This window comes from Streptomyces manipurensis, assembly GCF_049570255.1.
Lineage (GTDB): Bacteria > Actinomycetota > Actinomycetes > Streptomycetales > Streptomycetaceae > Streptomyces > Streptomyces manipurensis.
This window is the reverse complement of the sequence record NZ_CP186950.1, coordinates 706,375-719,779: the sequence shown is the minus strand read 5'-3', so window position 1 is coordinate 719,779 and position 13,405 is coordinate 706,375. Positions and strand designations below refer to the sequence as shown.

Here is a 13,405-nt window from a genome sequence, read left to right as displayed (position 1 = left end):
CCTTTCGAAGCGGGGAGAAGCGTGGAGCAGATGGTCAACCGCCCATGGTACCAGCGGGCCCCGGGCCGCCCGGGGCGTCCAGTTCGCCGGAGCGCACCTGGGCGCAGTGGGCGCGCACCTCTCCGGCGGCGCGCCCGAACCAGTCGGCGATCACGGCCACCTCGTCGGGGGTGTAGTCGGCGAAGAGGGCTCCGAGCCGGTCGTAGAAGGGCTGGTAGACCGCGAAGACGCGGGCGGCCGCAGCCGGCTCCGCCACCACCCGTACCCGGCGCCGGTCGGCGGGATCGGTCTGCCGGCGCGCGTACCCGGCCCGTTCGAGGCGGTTGAGCACGCCGGTGACGGCTCCGGTGGTGATGTCCACCAGCTCGGCGAGGTCGCCGGCGGCGAGCGGGTTCTCCCCGGCGCCCAGGATGTGCCCGAGGCAGGTCAGGTCGGTGACGTTCAGGCCGAGCCGCTGGGCCACCTCCTGCTGTCCGACGATGCCCAGGGCGACGAACTGGTCCATGCGTGAAAGCGCCTCCTCGGCGGTGGCCGAGGGGCGGGGCTTGCCTTGCACGCGCAATCTCCTTAGCATCTAAGTTAAGTACGTGAGATACTTACCTCGCTAAATAAGCATCTCTTTCTCCGAGCCTACTGGGGCCCGTCCCTTCAGGGGGAATCATGAGCGCGCACGGTCATGTCGACCTCGGCCACACGGTGGCCGGCTGGACCGGCACCACTCTCGCCCTGCTGGGCTTCGCCGGTGCGGGGGCCGCCGTCTGCGCGGCCTGGACGCCCGGCATCTGGATCGGCCTCGGCGTCGTCGCCCTGGCGGGCGCCGTCACCTGGCTGCTGCACCTCGCCGGATGGGGCAAGCCGAGCGGGCCGCGCCCCGAGGCCGAATGGGACTGGCGCGTCCGCGACGTCTCGGCCCGCACCGGGCACGCCGACTGCCTCGGCTGCCGGATGAGCGCCCCGCACCGGGCCGCCGCTGCCGCCCCGCGACCCCACCCGCAGGTGGCCCTGCCCGGCGCCGCAGGGGCGCCCGAGCAGGCCTGACGTCCGCCCGGTCCCTCTTTCCGTGGACAAGGCGGTCGCAAGTTCGAAGGCGCGGCGCGCCCCGGTTGGACGCGTTCGGCGTGTGCCGTGCGGGAGCGTTGGGCAGGATCGAGACGGCCGCGCGTGCGGCCCGCAGTGGAACGTTGAGAAGGAACAGCCAGATGGCAACAGGCATCGTGAAGTGGTTCAACTCGGAGAAGGGGTTCGGCTTCATCCAGCAGGACGACGGCGGCCCCGACGTGTTCGTGCACTTCTCCGCGATCCAGGGCACCGGCTTCAAGTCGCTGGAGGAGAACGCCCGGGTCGAGTACCAGGTCACCCAGGGCCCGAAGGGTCCCCAGGCCGAGCAGGTGTCCACCCTCGCCTGATCCCCTTCGCGTGCCTCGCCCGTGAACGAAGGCCCCGCCGGTCCCGCCGGCGGGGCCTTCGCATGCCCGGCTCCGGCCCCGGCCCCCTTCACGGACGGTGGCCGCCGGCCCGGTGAAGGGCCAGGAGCATCGGCCACAGGTCCTCCGCCAGCTCGGCCGGGGCCGCCTCGACCTCCCCGTGCAGCCAGTCCGCGAACACCCCGGTGAACGCGGCGGCGACGGCCGAGCCGACGAGTTCGGGCCGCGGGGCGCCCACGGCCGCCCGTTCGGCGCGCGCCCGGGCCCGCAGCTCCCGGTGGAGGCGGTCCCCGAGTGGACCGCCGCCGCCCGGCAGGAGCAGCGTGCGGTACAGGGCCCCGCGGGCGGCCGCCTCCGCGAGGAACGCTGCCAGGGCCTCCGGCGGCCGGGTCGGCGGGAGCGCGGCGGGCCCGGTCTGCCAGGCGTGCAGGGCGTCGACGGCGGCGTGGACCACGTCGGCGCAGGCGTCGACGGCGAGCGCGGTGAGGTCCTCGTAGTGCAGGTAGAAGGTCGCGCGCCCGACCCCGGCGCGGCGGACCACCGCCGAGACGCTGACCTCCGCCAGGGGCCGGTCGGCGCACTCCGCCAGCAGGCCCTCGCGCAGCCGGCCCTTGGTGCGCGCCGTCCGCGGGTCCTCCGTCCGGGAGGGGTGCGAGGGCTGCCCGGGCTGTCCGGGGTGCGCGGTCATCCGGCGATCAGCGCGGCGCCGAGCGCGAGGGCGCCGGGCAGTGCCTGGGCGACGAGGATGCGCCGGTTGGCGGTCGCGGCCCCGAACACCCCGGCCACGACCACGCACACGAGGAAGAACACCTGCGTGGCGAGCGAGCCGATGACGAGCGCCCAGACGAGCCCGGCGGCGAGGAAGCCGTTGTAGAGGCCCTGGTTCGCGGCCAGCGGAGCGGTCAGCCGGGCCGTGTCCGCGTCGAAGCCGGACAGCGCCCGGCCCGGCGGCCGCTGCCACAGGAACATCTCCAGGACCAGGAAGTACACGTGCAGGGCGGCGACGAGGCCGGTCAGGATCTGCGCGACCGTGTGCATGGCATCTCCACTTCTCGGGCGGACGGCGGGGCGGTGGGGGTGGCGTGGGCCGGGGCGTCGGAGGGCGTGTCACCCCGCCGACTTCCTGGACAACTGTACAGGAAATCGGCGACGGGTCGGCGGGCCGCCGCGGCTACGCCGGCCCCGTGAACGACCCGCGCCCCGCTCCGCTACCGGCCGGACTCCTCCACGACGACTTCGGCACCGGCCGCCACCGCGAGAGCTCCCTCGTGCGGCACGCGCTCGGCAGCAGGCACGAGGAGGCGCTCGTCGCCGGCCTGGCGGGCGGGATCGGCTTCATGTACTTCGTCTTCGAGTACGCCGGCCGCCCGCCTTTGCCGACGATCGTGGCGCCGGCCCACCCGGACCCCTGGGTCCCCGCCGCCCTCGACCGGCTGCGGGTCCCGTACGAGGTCGGGCAGAGCTCCCGGCCGCGCTGGGACCGGGTGCACGCGGCCCTCGACGCCGGCCGGCCGGTGTTCTGCACCGTCGACCGGTCGGGGCTCCCGTGGCACGAGGCGGGTGACGAGATGGCGGGCGCGGACCCGTACACCGTGGTCCTGGCCGGGCACACCGGCGACACCCTCTGGGTGGAGGACGGGGACCGGGAGCCCCACCGGATCTCGGAGGAGGAGTTCGGTGCCGCCTGGTCCGGGCACGGCAAGGGGCGCCACCGGATGATCGTGCCCACCGGGCCGTCCGGCGGCTGCTGGTCCGCCGTCGCGGGTCTGGCCCGGGCCGCGGACCCGGACGCGGACGCCGAGGCCCGGGGGCATCTCTTCGACGAGTGTGCGGCGCTGGTGGACTCGGCGCCGGCGCTGGAGCGCCGCGCGGTCACGCTGTTCTGAGGTCCCCGCCTCCGGCCGCTTTCCTGGGGTGTGCGGGGCTCGCGGCTCAGAGGTGGGCTTCCAGGAAGGCCATGAGTTCCTCGCGGTCCATCGGCCCGGCCTGGCTCGCGACGGCCTCGCCCTCCTTGACCAGCACCACGGTCGGCGCCCCGGTCACGCCGTAGCGCCGGGTCGTCCCCGGGCAGCGGGTCATGTCCGTGCGCACGGCGGTGAGCCGTGGCCCGTACTCCGCCGACACCTCCCCTACCAGGGCGTCCATCGCCCGGCAGGCCTCCAGGGCCTTCGGCCAGCCGCCGCAGAAGTAGGCCAGGACCGGTCCGGTCGTCATCGACAGGACGAAGTCGAACTCCTGGTCCTCCAGGGGCCGGTGCACCCGATGCGCCATGCGTGTAGCTCCTCGTTCCCGCGGCCCCCGTCCGAAGGCCGCACCCCATCATCGCCCCCGGCCCGGGGCTTGCTGTCAGTGCGGCCTGTGAAGCTGACCGGCATGGACGACAGGATGCTCCGGCGCCGCGTGTACGGCGCCGACCACGAGGACCCCGACCCCGGCCCGCGCCCGGGCCGTGTCTACGGCGAGCTGGTCGGCGGCCCGCTCGACGGGCTCCTCCTGGACATCACGGACTGGAGCCCGGCGCAGCTCGCCGAGGAGGCCCGGCTGCCCACGGAGATTGGGCGCTACGGGGCGGGCGGACGGGCCCACTACCGTCGCCGCGCCGGTGGTCCCGAGCGCTGGGACTGGACCGGCGACAGCCGCTGACCCCGCACGGCAGGGCCTGCGGGCGCGGGGCCTCAGCGCTCCCCGGCCTCCCGGCTCACCTTGCGGGCCCACAGGACCAGCGGGACCTGGAGGGGCAGACGGCCGATCGCCGCGGCCCGGAACGCCGGGGAGCGGTGCCGCGCGTCGGCGGCCATCTTCACGTTCGCCGGGAACACGCCCACGAAGAAGGCCGCGGCGGCCAGCGCGGCGGCCTTCCGCGTGCGCGGGTGGGCGACCCCGGCGGCCAGGGCCAGCTCGGCCACCCCGCTGGCGTAGGTCCACCGGCGCGGGCCGCCCGGCAGTGACCGGGGCACGATCGCGTCGAACTGCCGGGGCGCGACGGCATGGGCGACCGCCGCCCCGGCCAGCAGACCGGACAGCAGCAGGGGCGAGGAGACGCGGGGCATCGGAGATCCTCTCGGAGGGGCCTGGGACGGGCGATCCTACTCGTGAGTAGACCCGCGTGTGAGGCCCCGGCCGACCGATGGCCCCGCCGAGGCACCCTTGGCAGCACCGGTGCGCGCTGCGAGGGTGGGACCACGCGGACACCGGGGGACGGGGGCACGGGATGACGCAGTGGCGGCTCTGGCACGGGGACGTCCTGGTCGGCGAGCTCGCCGAGTACGGCTGTGATCAGCCGTTCTTCCTGGCGACCTTCACTCCGGGACCGGGCTGGGAGAGCGTGCGGGGGCTGTTCGAGGCGTGGGCGGCCTACAGGGGCCCGGACCCGGACGGGACCAGGTTCGTCGCCCTGACCAAGCCGATTCACGACCTGAGGCTCAGCCTGGCTCCGGCCGACGGCCGGCACCCTTCGCTGCGGCTCTTCGAGAACTGCATGCTGAAGATCGACGGGGCCGAGGCCCGCCTGCGCTACTGACACGGCGACGGCCGCCCTCCGGGGCACATCCGCGTCCATCCGTCCGGGAAAAAAATCCCCCGAAAAAATTTCCCGAGGTCTGTCGATCCCGGTCGCCCCCGTTCGACGCAGGGGTGAGAGGCGGGAAGGGCCCGCCCACCGAGACCGAGGAGCCACCATGCCGCGCTTCCTGACGATGATCCGCATCAACGAGCAGGACCTGCCGCCCAACGAGTTCCCGCCCGAGTTCGAGCAGCGCATGGGTGCGCTCCTGGAGGAGATCACCAACGCCGGGGTCATGCTCGACACCGCCGGGCTGCTCCCGACCTCCGAGGCGACCCGTCTCAGCTGGTCCGGCGGGAAGATCGGCTACACCGACGGGCCCTTCACCGAGACCAAGGAGGTCGTCGGGGGCTACTCCCTCACCCAGTGCAAGGACAAGGCCGAGGCCATCGAGTGGACCCGGCGGTTCCTGGAGATCCACCCCGCCGACTGGAACGTCAGCGCCGAGGTCCGCGAGATCCAGGAGATGTGACCGCGGGACGCGGCGGCCCGTGCGTCGAGGCCGGTTCGCCGCGTCCGGTGCGCACGCGCCGCGTCTGCCCGGGTGGTGTCGGCCCGCCTCGTGTTTGCCCTGCTCCGTCACGGCTGCTCTGATGGGTGGCCGTGACGGCAGTGAGTACGGCCCAGGCGGTCGAAGCGGTGTTCAGGATCGAGTCGGCGCGGATCATCGCCGCCGTGACCCGCATCGTCCGGGACGTCGGCATCGCCGAGGAGATCGCCCAGGACGCCCTGGTCGCCGCGCTGGAGCAGTGGCCCGGGTCGGGCATCCCGGACCGCCCGGGCGCCTGGCTCACCGCCACCGCCAAACACCGTGCGATCGACCTCGTCCGCCGCAAGGAGACGTACGCGCGCAAACTCGCCGAGGTCGGCCGGAGTCTGGAGGACGTCCCGCCGCCCGCCGAACCGGCCGACCCCGAGGACATCGACGACGACCTGCTGCGGCTGATCTTCACCGCCTGCCATCCGCTCCTCGCCACCGAGGCCCGCATCGCGCTCACCCTGCGCCTCATGGGCGGACTCACCACCCAGGAGATCGCCCGTGCCTTCCTGGCGTCGGAGGCCACCGTCGCACAGCGCATCGTGCGGGCGAAACGAGCCCTGGCCAAGGCGGACGTCCCCTTCGAGGTGCCCTACGGCGCCGACCGCGACGCCCGGCTCTCGTCGGTCCTGGAGGTCATCTACCTGATCTTCAACGAGGGTTACTCGGCCACCTCCGGCGACGACCTGGTCCGTCCCGCCCTGTGCGAGGACGCCCTGCGGCTGGCGCGCGTCCTGGCCGGCCTCATGCCCGAGGAGCCCGAGGTGCACGGCCTCACCGCCCTGCTGGAGTTCCAGGCCTCCCGGATCGCCACCCGTACCGGCCCCGACGGCGAGCCGGTGCTGCTCGCCGACCAGAACCGGGCCCGCTGGAACCGTCTCCTCATCGCCCGCGGAGCCCGGGCCATGGGCCGTGCCGGCAACGGCCCCTACTCCGTGCAGGCGGCCATCGCCGGATGTCACGCTGCCGCCGTCCGCTACGAGGAAACGGACTGGTCCCGGATCGCGGTTCTCTACGGGCGGCTCGTGCGGCTGACCCCGTCCCCCGTGGTGGAACTCAACCGGGCGGTCGCGGTGTCCATGGCCGAGGGGCCGGCGGCGGCGCTCCCCCTGGTGGACGCCCTGGCGGCGGAGCCGGCCCTGGCCTCCTACCACCTGCTCCCGAGCGTCCGCGGCGACCTGCTGGAGCGGCTCGGCAGGACCGCCGAGGCCCGCGACGAGTACGAACGCGCCGCCTCGCTCACCCGCAACGCCCGGGAGCGCGCCCTCCTGCAGCGGAGGGCGGCCCGCCTCTGAACCACCGGCCCGCGCACCCCGCCGAGGCCGGCGGGCACGTGCGCTCCACCCGCCCCGCGCGTCAGCCGCGACGGGCGGCCCCGGCCACGTCCAGCGGGCTCCCCACGGGGCGGCGCGGCGCGGTCAGCGCGACGGGCCGCCGGAAACCTCCGGTGCGGGCCACCTCCCGGACCGTCAGGCGCAGCGCCTCCTGGAAGTCGCCCATGCTGCGGCGTGCCGCCGGGGTGTCCACGTGGATCGAGTTCATGTGCATGCCGTCCGCGTCCCGCTGGAACCACGAACAGGCCCCGTTGGCGCGCGCCGACCACACGTGCGTGGTCGGCCGCCAGTCGTCGTGCCGCTCGGCGCCGGGGCACTTGCGCATGTCGATGTACGAGAAGAAGTTCACCGGGTAAGGCCAGGAACCGGAGGCGAACTCCACCGGCGCCAGCAGTTCCCACGCCCGCACGAACGGCACGTCGAGGTGCGCCATCATCTCGCCGAAACCGGCCCGCACCGACGCCATCACCTGCGCGAAGTCCCGTCCGGGCGAGGCGTCGAACTCGATGGGCAGGGTGTTCACGAACCAGCCCACCGAATGCGCCCAGGTGTCCCGGCCGCGTTCGCTGACGGGCATCAGCCCGCGGTAGACGCCTGGCCCGCCGGCCTCCCGCAGACAGACCGCGACCGAGGCGAGCATCCCCATGAACGCCCGGCCCCCCGCCTCCCGGCAGGTCTTCTCGAACACCTCGGCCTCGGCGGCGTCCAGCAGGGTCGACGCCTCGTTCACGATCGGGTACATCCGGCCCGGCTCCACCCCGAGGTCCAGGGGAAGCCGGGGGAAGAACTCCCCGGCCGGCCCCATGAAGGACTTCCAGTGACCCAGGCGCGGATCGTCCGCGTCGATGGCCAGGTAGTCGCGGCGCTGCTCCTCGGCGAAGTCGAGGTAGCTGGGGGCGGGCGGCAGTGCGGCGGCACCGCCGCCGCACAGGGCCTCGTACGCGGTCTCCACCTCGTGGACGACGATCGGCATCGACATGCCGTCGCAGACGATGTGGTCGAAGGCCAGGTAGACCGTCGACGACTCCTCCCGGACCACCGCACCCATGACGAAGAGCGGCCAGGACAGGGTGTCGATGCTCCGCTTGAAGCGGTCCGACAGGAAGGCCACCAGCTCCTCGGAGGTCGCGAACTCGCCCACCGGTTCCGGCCGGAGGGTCAGCCCGGCCGGGTCGAACGGCTCGCACGCCACCTCGCCGGCCAGCCGGCTGAACGCGCACCGCAGCACCTCGTGGCGGCGTACGAACAACAGCAGGGCCTGTGCGAGCGCCGGCTCGTCCAGCGGACCGTCCACTTCGAAGGTGACCGCGATCCACGACGCGACGGGGTCGTCCGCCCCCCGGCTCACCTCCGCCACCGTGAAGTGCTTGTCCTGGTTGAAGGACGCCTTCCGGCCCGCCGGGTCGCCCTCGCCGCCGCCCTGCGCCGCGTGTCCGAGCCGCCATTCGACCACCCGGCCGGGTGCCATCCGGTGCATTTCCAGAGGAAACTGCCGCATTCCGTCATCCCTTCGTCCCCCTGGCCAACCCCCAGGCCCTAACGACCCCCGGGCCGGGGAGGTGACGGAATCACCCGTGCGGGACGGATCACACGGCGCTACTCGGTGTGCAGGGCGGCCGCGATCGTCATGCGGGCCGCCGACCGGGCGGGGACCAGCGCCCCGGCGACCGCGATCGCGACACCGGCCAGCAGCAGCCCGGCCACGTGCGGGGCGCTCCAGACGTCCTTCATCGCCTCCGGGAAGGTGATCACCTCCACGTCGTCCACGACCAGCCGGTGCGCGAGCACGCCCAGCGGGAGGCCCAACAGCCCCCCGGCCAGCCCCGGAACGGCGACGGAGGCCACCGTCATCGCCACCACCTGGCGCGGGGTCATGCCGATCGACTTCAGCATGCCCAGCTAGCGGCGGCGTTCCCGGACGCTCAGGAGAACGGTGTTGAAGACACCGAGCGAGGCGACGACACCGATCAGCACGGTGAACACCGACGCGAACGCGACGACCGTCGTCGTCCCCGCGTTGCGGCCGTCCGGCACCGACGCGCGCAGGGCCGGATCGACGGCCTCGGCCGCCGCCGCCGCCGCGGACACCGTCGCCACCGCGGACACCCGCCGTCAGCTGGCGGCCCTCACCCCGCGCGAACGCGAGGTGCTGACCCTGATGGGCCACGGGCGCTCCAACTCCGAGCTGGCGCACGAGCTGACCCTCAGCGAAGCCACCGTCAAGACGCACGTGGCCCGGATCTTCGCCAAGCTGTCGCTGCGCGACCGTGCCCAGGCCGTGGTCCTCGCCTACGAGACCGGCCTGGTGGCCCCGGGCTCCGTCACGCCGGAGCGGCAGGCGCCCCCGGCGGGGTCCGGCCCCCGGCGCTGACGGCTGCCTCGTCCGCGCCGGCCTCGGTCAGGGCGCGTGCCAGGGCCTCGGCGTACGGCTGGGGCCGGCGCCGACGGGGCAGGACCAGGCCGATGTGCCGGGCGGGACGCGGCGGGTGGACGGGTACGACCACCAGCTCCGTCCCCGGAGCCAGGGCGACCCGGGGGACCAGCGAAACCCCGACCCCGGCGGCGACCAGCGTCTGCGCGAAGAAGTAGTCGGTGGTGGACGCCCCCACCCGCAGCTCGAATCCTGCCTGGCCGGCGTACCGGCGCAGGAACGCCTCCGTCTTCAGGCAGCCCAGCACCCAGCGCTCGGCGGCCAGTTCACCGAGCTCCAGACCGTCGCGGCCGGCCAGCCGGTGCCCCCGGGGCAGCACCAGCGACAACGGGTCCTCCCGCAGCGGCACCCAGTCCAGGGCCGGACGCTCGTCCGGCCGCACCGGAGGCGGCCCGTCGAAGTGGTAGGCCAGCGCAAGATCCGCCACCCCGCGCCGCACCAGCGGCACGGCGTCCTCCGGCTCGGCCTCCCGCACGGTCAGCTCCACCTCGGGATGCGCGGCCACGAACCGGGACAGCGCGGCCGGCAGCAGCCGGCGGCCACCGCTCGTGAAGGTGGCGACGGTGAGGCGGGGCCGTTCCGCGGTGAGCCGGTCGATCGCGCCGCGGACCCGGTCCAGTTCGGCGGAGATCGTCTCCGCCGTCTCCACCAGCAGCCGCCCGGGTTCGGTGAGGGTGACCCCGCGCGTGCTGCGCACCGCCACCGGGTGGCCGAGGGTGCGTTCGAGCGCGGCGATGTGCTGGGAGACGGCGGACGGGGTCAGCAGGAGCGCTCCGGCCGCCTTGTTGAAGCTGCCGTGTTCGGCCACGGCCCGCAGCACACGGAGCCGCTGCACATCGATCATCAGTTTTCCTTACGACCGGTTCAGCGGGTGATCGGTTCCGCTGGGGACGATACAGCGGGAGAGTCGGACCCATGAAGCGGATTCTCGTCATCGGCGGCAGCAGGTACTTCGGCAGGACCCTCGTCACCCGCGTACGCGACGCGGGGCACGAGGTGACGGTCCTCAACCGGGGCTCCGGCTCACCGCCCCCGGGAGCGGGCCACCTCGTCGCCGACCGCGACGACGAGGAGCGGCTGCGGGAGGTGCTGGGCCCGCGCGACTTCGACGTGGTCGTCGACCAGGTCTGCTACACCCCGCACCAGGCCGCGATCGCCCGCCGGGTGTTCGCGGGCCGGACCGGCCGCTACGTGATGACCTCGACGATGGAGGTGTACGACCCCGCGACGCTCCCGGCCCCGGTCCCGGCAGCGGGCTCGGTCCCGTTCCCGGACCGCGTCGCCGTCCCCGCCCCCGTCGGCGAGGAGTCCCTGCGGCCGCTGCTGCGGGACCCGGCGGGCGCCGCGCGGCGGGACGCGGACCCCGCGTACGCCTACGCCGAAGGGAAGCGGCAGGCCGAGTCGGTGTTCCTGCACGAGCCGCCCTTCCCGTACGTCAGCGTCCGGACGGCACACGTACTCGGCGGCGGGCGGGCGGAGTTCACCGGGCGGCTGGCGCATTACGTGGAGCGGATCGGCGGCGGATCGCCCGTCGACGTCCACGAGGCCCCGTACGCCACCTCGTTCATCCACCACCACGAGATCGCCGCATTCCTGCACTGGACGGCGGAAGGGACCTTCACCGGGCCCGTCAACGCCGCCTCGCACGAGGCCCACGACGTGCGCGCACTGTGCCGCACCGTCGAGGCACGGCTCGGGCGGCGGGCTCGCCTGCGGACCGTCCCGGCCGGCGCACCCGCCTCCCCCTTCTCCTTCGACCGCCCCTACGCCATGGACAACGGCCGCGCCACGGCGCTCGGTTTCCGCTTCGGACGGGTCGGCGACTGGCTGCCCGAGGCCGTGGACGAGACCGCCCGCGGCGCCTGACGGGGGCAGGTAGGGGCCGGCCGCGGCGGCCCGGGCGGGCTCCCGGCCGGCCCCGCCCGGCGGGCGGAACCGGATCCCGCGGGCCTTCGTCTGAGACCCCGTGTGGAGGAGTCGAAGGATCGTAGCCCTGCTGTTCGCCCTGCTCGCGACGCAGGTGGCGGCGCTGGTCGGCCCCGCGTACGCCTGCGGATGCGGGGCGATGGTGTCCGACGGGCAGTCCCGGATCGGGGTGGACCGAGAGACGTCCGTCGTGCGCTGGGACGGGCGGACGGAGGACATCGTCATGCGGTTCACCGTCCGCGGGGACGCCCGCCGGGCCGCATGGATCATGCCGGTGCCCGGCCGGGCCACGGTGGCGCTCGGCGACGGCGCCCTCTTCGACGAACTCCGTGACCTGACCCGGCCCGAGCACCGGAGCCGCAGCTACTTCTGGCCGCGCGACCGCGACTGGCCCTTCTCCTCCGGCACCCGCGACGGGGCGGGCGCCGCGGCCCCGCCCGCCGCCGCCCCGGTCGGCGTCGTGGGCCGCGAGCAGCTCGGCGACTTCGACGTCGCACGGCTCACCGCCACGGACCCGGACGCCCTGAGGAACTGGCTCGAGAGCAACGGCTTCGAGCTCTCCGACCGGCTCGCCACCGAGGTCCGGCCGTACGTGGACCAGCGGTGGGAGTACGTGGCGGTACGCCTCGCCCCCCGCGAACCGGGCACGGTGCTGCGGGGCGACCTGGACCCGCTGCGGATCAGCTTCGCCAGCGACCGGCTGGTCTACCCCATGCGGCTCTCCCGCATGGCCCGCACACCGCAGTCCCTCGGCCTGTACGTGCTGGCCGACCACCGCATGGAGCCCGCCTCCGCCATCGGCGGAGCCGCGCCGAAGGTGACCTTCGCCGGCCCCGTGCGGCCGGAGAGCGGCCCGCTGTCCACCCTCGTCGCCGGGAAGCCGACGTTCCTGACGGCGATCGACCAGGAGTTCCCGGAGCCGGGGCGGATCCACGCCGACCACGAACTGCGCGCCGCGGCCGCGGACACCCCGTACCGCCGCACGGTCTTCCACGACGAACTGCTCACCGTGGGCGGCGTGCCGGCCTGGCTGCTGACCGTCACCGGTGTCGCCGTCGCGGTGGCCGGATCGTCCTTCTCCTTGGTCCGGGCCCGCCGCCGGCGCACCATGGCCGTACCGGTGGCCGGGCCCGGGGCCGGAGCCGTCTGAGCGGGGCGTTCCGCCGACGCCGGCCGGGAGCGGCCCGGCCGGGTGGCGCGGCAGCCGCTACGGGCGCAGTCCCGCGAGGAGGGCGGCGGCCACCGCCCGGTCGGCGGGCCCGGGGTTCCAGTCGGCGTTCATCGGGCTGACCGCGATCCGCCCGGCGCCCACCGCCTCCACGTCACTGCCCCGGGCGGCCGGCCGCAGGGCCACCTTCACCGTCACCCTCCAGGTGCCGTCGCCGGCGTCGGTGAAGTCCGGCTCCAGGAGGGTCTGGGCGTCCTGGAAGGTCGCGGAGACCCCGGAGGCCCGGCCGCGGCCGTCCGCGCCCACCACCGGATGGTTGACGTTCAGCCCGGTCCCCGCGGGCAGCAGCGGCCCGGACCGTGCGCGTGACCGCAGCCGGTCGATGAGCTTCACGGCGAAGTCCAGCGTCGGGTCCATCGCGTTGACGGTGGTCACCGGGTCGGGAGCGGACAGGCCGCCGGTGCTCAGGGCGATGGCCGGAACACCGTTCTCCAGCGCCGCGACGGCGCCGCCGACCGTGCCGGAGTGGGTGGCGAGGCCCGCCACGTTCGGGCCGAAGTTGGTGCCCGAGACGACCAGGTCGGGAGCGCGTCCGGCGAAGACCTCGGACAGGCCGAAGGCGACGGAGTCGCCGGGGGTGCCGTCGACGGCCCAGACCTTCGGCGCGGGGTGCCTCACCGCGAGGGCCGGACCGCTCAGCACCTTCGTGCCGGTGCCGCTCTGGTTGGTGAGCGGGGCCACGATCGTGACGTCGTGCCCGGCGGCGGTCAGCCGGTCGAAGGCCTTGCGGATGCCGGGCGCGTCGTAGCCGTCGTCGTTGGTGAGCAGGATCCGCAACGGCCCGCGGGAGGCCGGCCCCTGGAGCGGTGGGAGCGCGGAGGCCGGCGCCGTACCGGCCAGGGCGGGCGCGCACAGCAGCAGGGCGGCCAGCGACAGGACTCTTGTGCGTCTCACGGGTTCTCCTTGGGCGACGAGAGGGGCACGGGGGGAGGAAGAAGGCGGAGGGAGGGGGGAACGGGGGG

The 13,405-nt window shown here is 74.4% G+C and carries 18 protein-coding genes and 1 pseudogene; 10 read left to right on the top strand and 9 right to left on the bottom strand.

Features of this window, described 5'->3' with window-relative positions:
- Nucleotides 1-34: 34 nt before the first annotated feature.
- Nucleotides 35-556, bottom strand: coding sequence for a MarR family winged helix-turn-helix transcriptional regulator (locus ACPU2J_RS03520; RefSeq protein ID WP_361598199.1), 522 nt, complete (start codon nt 554-556; stop codon nt 35-37).
- 104 nt (nt 557-660) lie between these two features.
- On the opposite strand from ACPU2J_RS03520, the gene ACPU2J_RS03515 reads away from it, so the two are divergent.
- On the top strand, nt 661-1,038 hold the full coding sequence (locus tag ACPU2J_RS03515) for an HGxxPAAW family protein (protein ID WP_420081775.1): 378 nt from the start codon (nt 661-663) through the stop codon (nt 1,036-1,038).
- Nucleotides 1,039-1,199: 161 nt separating this feature from the next.
- A complete protein-coding gene (locus ACPU2J_RS03510) occupies nt 1,200-1,406 on the top strand; it encodes a cold-shock protein (protein ID WP_361598193.1) in 207 nt (68 codons plus the stop codon).
- A gap of 88 nt (nt 1,407-1,494) precedes the next feature.
- On the opposite strand, the gene ACPU2J_RS03505 is transcribed toward ACPU2J_RS03510, so the two are convergent.
- Together ACPU2J_RS03505 and ACPU2J_RS03500 are read right to left on the bottom strand one after the other, a co-directional pair.
- Nucleotides 1,495-2,112, bottom strand: a complete 618-nt coding sequence (locus tag ACPU2J_RS03505) for a TetR/AcrR family transcriptional regulator (RefSeq protein WP_423832721.1) — start codon at nt 2,110-2,112, stop codon at nt 1,495-1,497.
- Nucleotides 2,109-2,462, bottom strand: coding sequence for a DUF1304 domain-containing protein (locus ACPU2J_RS03500; protein ID WP_423832720.1), 354 nt, complete (start codon nt 2,460-2,462; stop codon nt 2,109-2,111). Before ACPU2J_RS03500 ends, ACPU2J_RS03505 begins: the two co-directional genes overlap by 4 nt.
- Before the next feature lie 146 nt (nt 2,463-2,608).
- Here ACPU2J_RS03500 and ACPU2J_RS03495 point away from each other — a divergent pair, with 146 nt between their 5' ends.
- A complete protein-coding gene (locus tag ACPU2J_RS03495) occupies nt 2,609-3,310 on the top strand; it encodes a BtrH N-terminal domain-containing protein (protein WP_423832719.1) in 702 nt (233 codons plus the stop codon).
- A gap of 46 nt (nt 3,311-3,356) precedes the next feature.
- On the opposite strand, the gene ACPU2J_RS03490 is transcribed toward ACPU2J_RS03495, so the two are convergent.
- Complete coding sequence (locus ACPU2J_RS03490) at nt 3,357-3,695, bottom strand: thioredoxin family protein (protein WP_423832718.1); 339 nt, start codon at nt 3,693-3,695, stop codon at nt 3,357-3,359.
- 102 nt (nt 3,696-3,797) lie between these two features.
- Here ACPU2J_RS03490 and ACPU2J_RS03485 point away from each other — a divergent pair, with 102 nt between their 5' ends.
- The gene (locus ACPU2J_RS03485; RefSeq protein ID WP_420081779.1) at nt 3,798-4,067 is read left to right on the top strand and encodes a hypothetical protein; all 270 of its coding nucleotides are present in this window, start codon (nt 3,798-3,800) and stop codon (nt 4,065-4,067) included.
- Nucleotides 4,068-4,099: 32 nt separating this feature from the next.
- On the opposite strand, the gene ACPU2J_RS03480 is transcribed toward ACPU2J_RS03485, so the two are convergent.
- The gene (locus ACPU2J_RS03480) at nt 4,100-4,474 is read right to left on the bottom strand and encodes a DoxX family protein (RefSeq protein ID WP_420081780.1); all 375 of its coding nucleotides are present in this window, start codon (nt 4,472-4,474) and stop codon (nt 4,100-4,102) included.
- A gap of 161 nt (nt 4,475-4,635) precedes the next feature.
- On the opposite strand from ACPU2J_RS03480, the gene ACPU2J_RS03475 reads away from it, so the two are divergent.
- The 3 genes from ACPU2J_RS03475 to ACPU2J_RS03465 all read left to right on the top strand — a co-directional run bounded on the left by ACPU2J_RS03475 (nt 4,636) and on the right by ACPU2J_RS03465 (nt 6,819).
- Complete coding sequence (locus ACPU2J_RS03475; protein WP_420081781.1) at nt 4,636-4,944, top strand: hypothetical protein; 309 nt, start codon at nt 4,636-4,638, stop codon at nt 4,942-4,944.
- 157 nt (nt 4,945-5,101) lie between these two features.
- Nucleotides 5,102-5,458: a YciI family protein gene (locus ACPU2J_RS03470; RefSeq protein ID WP_361598170.1), complete on the top strand. Its 357-nt coding sequence runs from the start codon at nt 5,102-5,104 to the stop codon at nt 5,456-5,458.
- 140 nt (nt 5,459-5,598) lie between these two features.
- Nucleotides 5,599-6,819 (top strand): RNA polymerase sigma factor, encoded by a 1,221-nt coding sequence (locus tag ACPU2J_RS03465; protein WP_420082511.1) that lies wholly within the window; start codon nt 5,599-5,601, stop codon nt 6,817-6,819.
- A gap of 61 nt (nt 6,820-6,880) precedes the next feature.
- Here the strand turns inward: ACPU2J_RS03465 and ACPU2J_RS03460 are convergent, their stop codons facing one another.
- Both ACPU2J_RS03460 and ACPU2J_RS03455 read right to left on the bottom strand, forming a co-directional pair.
- Nucleotides 6,881-8,356: a condensation domain-containing protein gene (locus ACPU2J_RS03460; protein WP_423832717.1), complete on the bottom strand. Its 1,476-nt coding sequence runs from the start codon at nt 8,354-8,356 to the stop codon at nt 6,881-6,883.
- Between the two features lie 98 nt (nt 8,357-8,454).
- Nucleotides 8,455-8,751 (bottom strand): FtsX-like permease family protein, encoded by a 297-nt coding sequence (locus ACPU2J_RS03455; protein WP_420081783.1) that lies wholly within the window; start codon nt 8,749-8,751, stop codon nt 8,455-8,457.
- Between the two features lie 181 nt (nt 8,752-8,932).
- Between ACPU2J_RS03455 and ACPU2J_RS03450 the strand changes: the two are divergent.
- Nucleotides 8,933-9,229, top strand: a pseudogene (locus ACPU2J_RS03450) (response regulator transcription factor); the annotation flags it as partial.
- Here ACPU2J_RS03450 and ACPU2J_RS03445 read toward each other — a convergent pair.
- Nucleotides 9,180-10,133, bottom strand: coding sequence for a LysR family transcriptional regulator (locus ACPU2J_RS03445; protein WP_423832716.1), 954 nt, complete (start codon nt 10,131-10,133; stop codon nt 9,180-9,182). The pseudogene ACPU2J_RS03450 and the gene ACPU2J_RS03445 sit on opposite strands and share 50 nt — an antisense overlap.
- 71 nt (nt 10,134-10,204) lie before the next feature.
- Between ACPU2J_RS03445 and ACPU2J_RS03440 the strand changes: the two genes are divergently transcribed.
- Together ACPU2J_RS03440 and ACPU2J_RS03435 are read left to right on the top strand one after the other, a co-directional pair.
- Complete coding sequence (locus ACPU2J_RS03440) at nt 10,205-11,155, top strand: NAD-dependent epimerase/dehydratase family protein (protein ID WP_420081785.1); 951 nt, start codon at nt 10,205-10,207, stop codon at nt 11,153-11,155.
- Between the two features lie 100 nt (nt 11,156-11,255).
- Complete coding sequence (locus ACPU2J_RS03435; protein ID WP_423832715.1) at nt 11,256-12,365, top strand: DUF2330 domain-containing protein; 1,110 nt, start codon at nt 11,256-11,258, stop codon at nt 12,363-12,365.
- A 57-nt stretch (nt 12,366-12,422) separates the two neighbouring features.
- Here the strand turns inward: ACPU2J_RS03435 and surE are convergent, their stop codons facing one another.
- On the bottom strand, nt 12,423-13,337 hold the full coding sequence (gene surE / locus ACPU2J_RS03430; protein WP_423832714.1) for a 5'/3'-nucleotidase SurE: 915 nt from the start codon (nt 13,335-13,337) through the stop codon (nt 12,423-12,425).
- Nucleotides 13,338-13,405 lie beyond the last annotated feature (68 nt).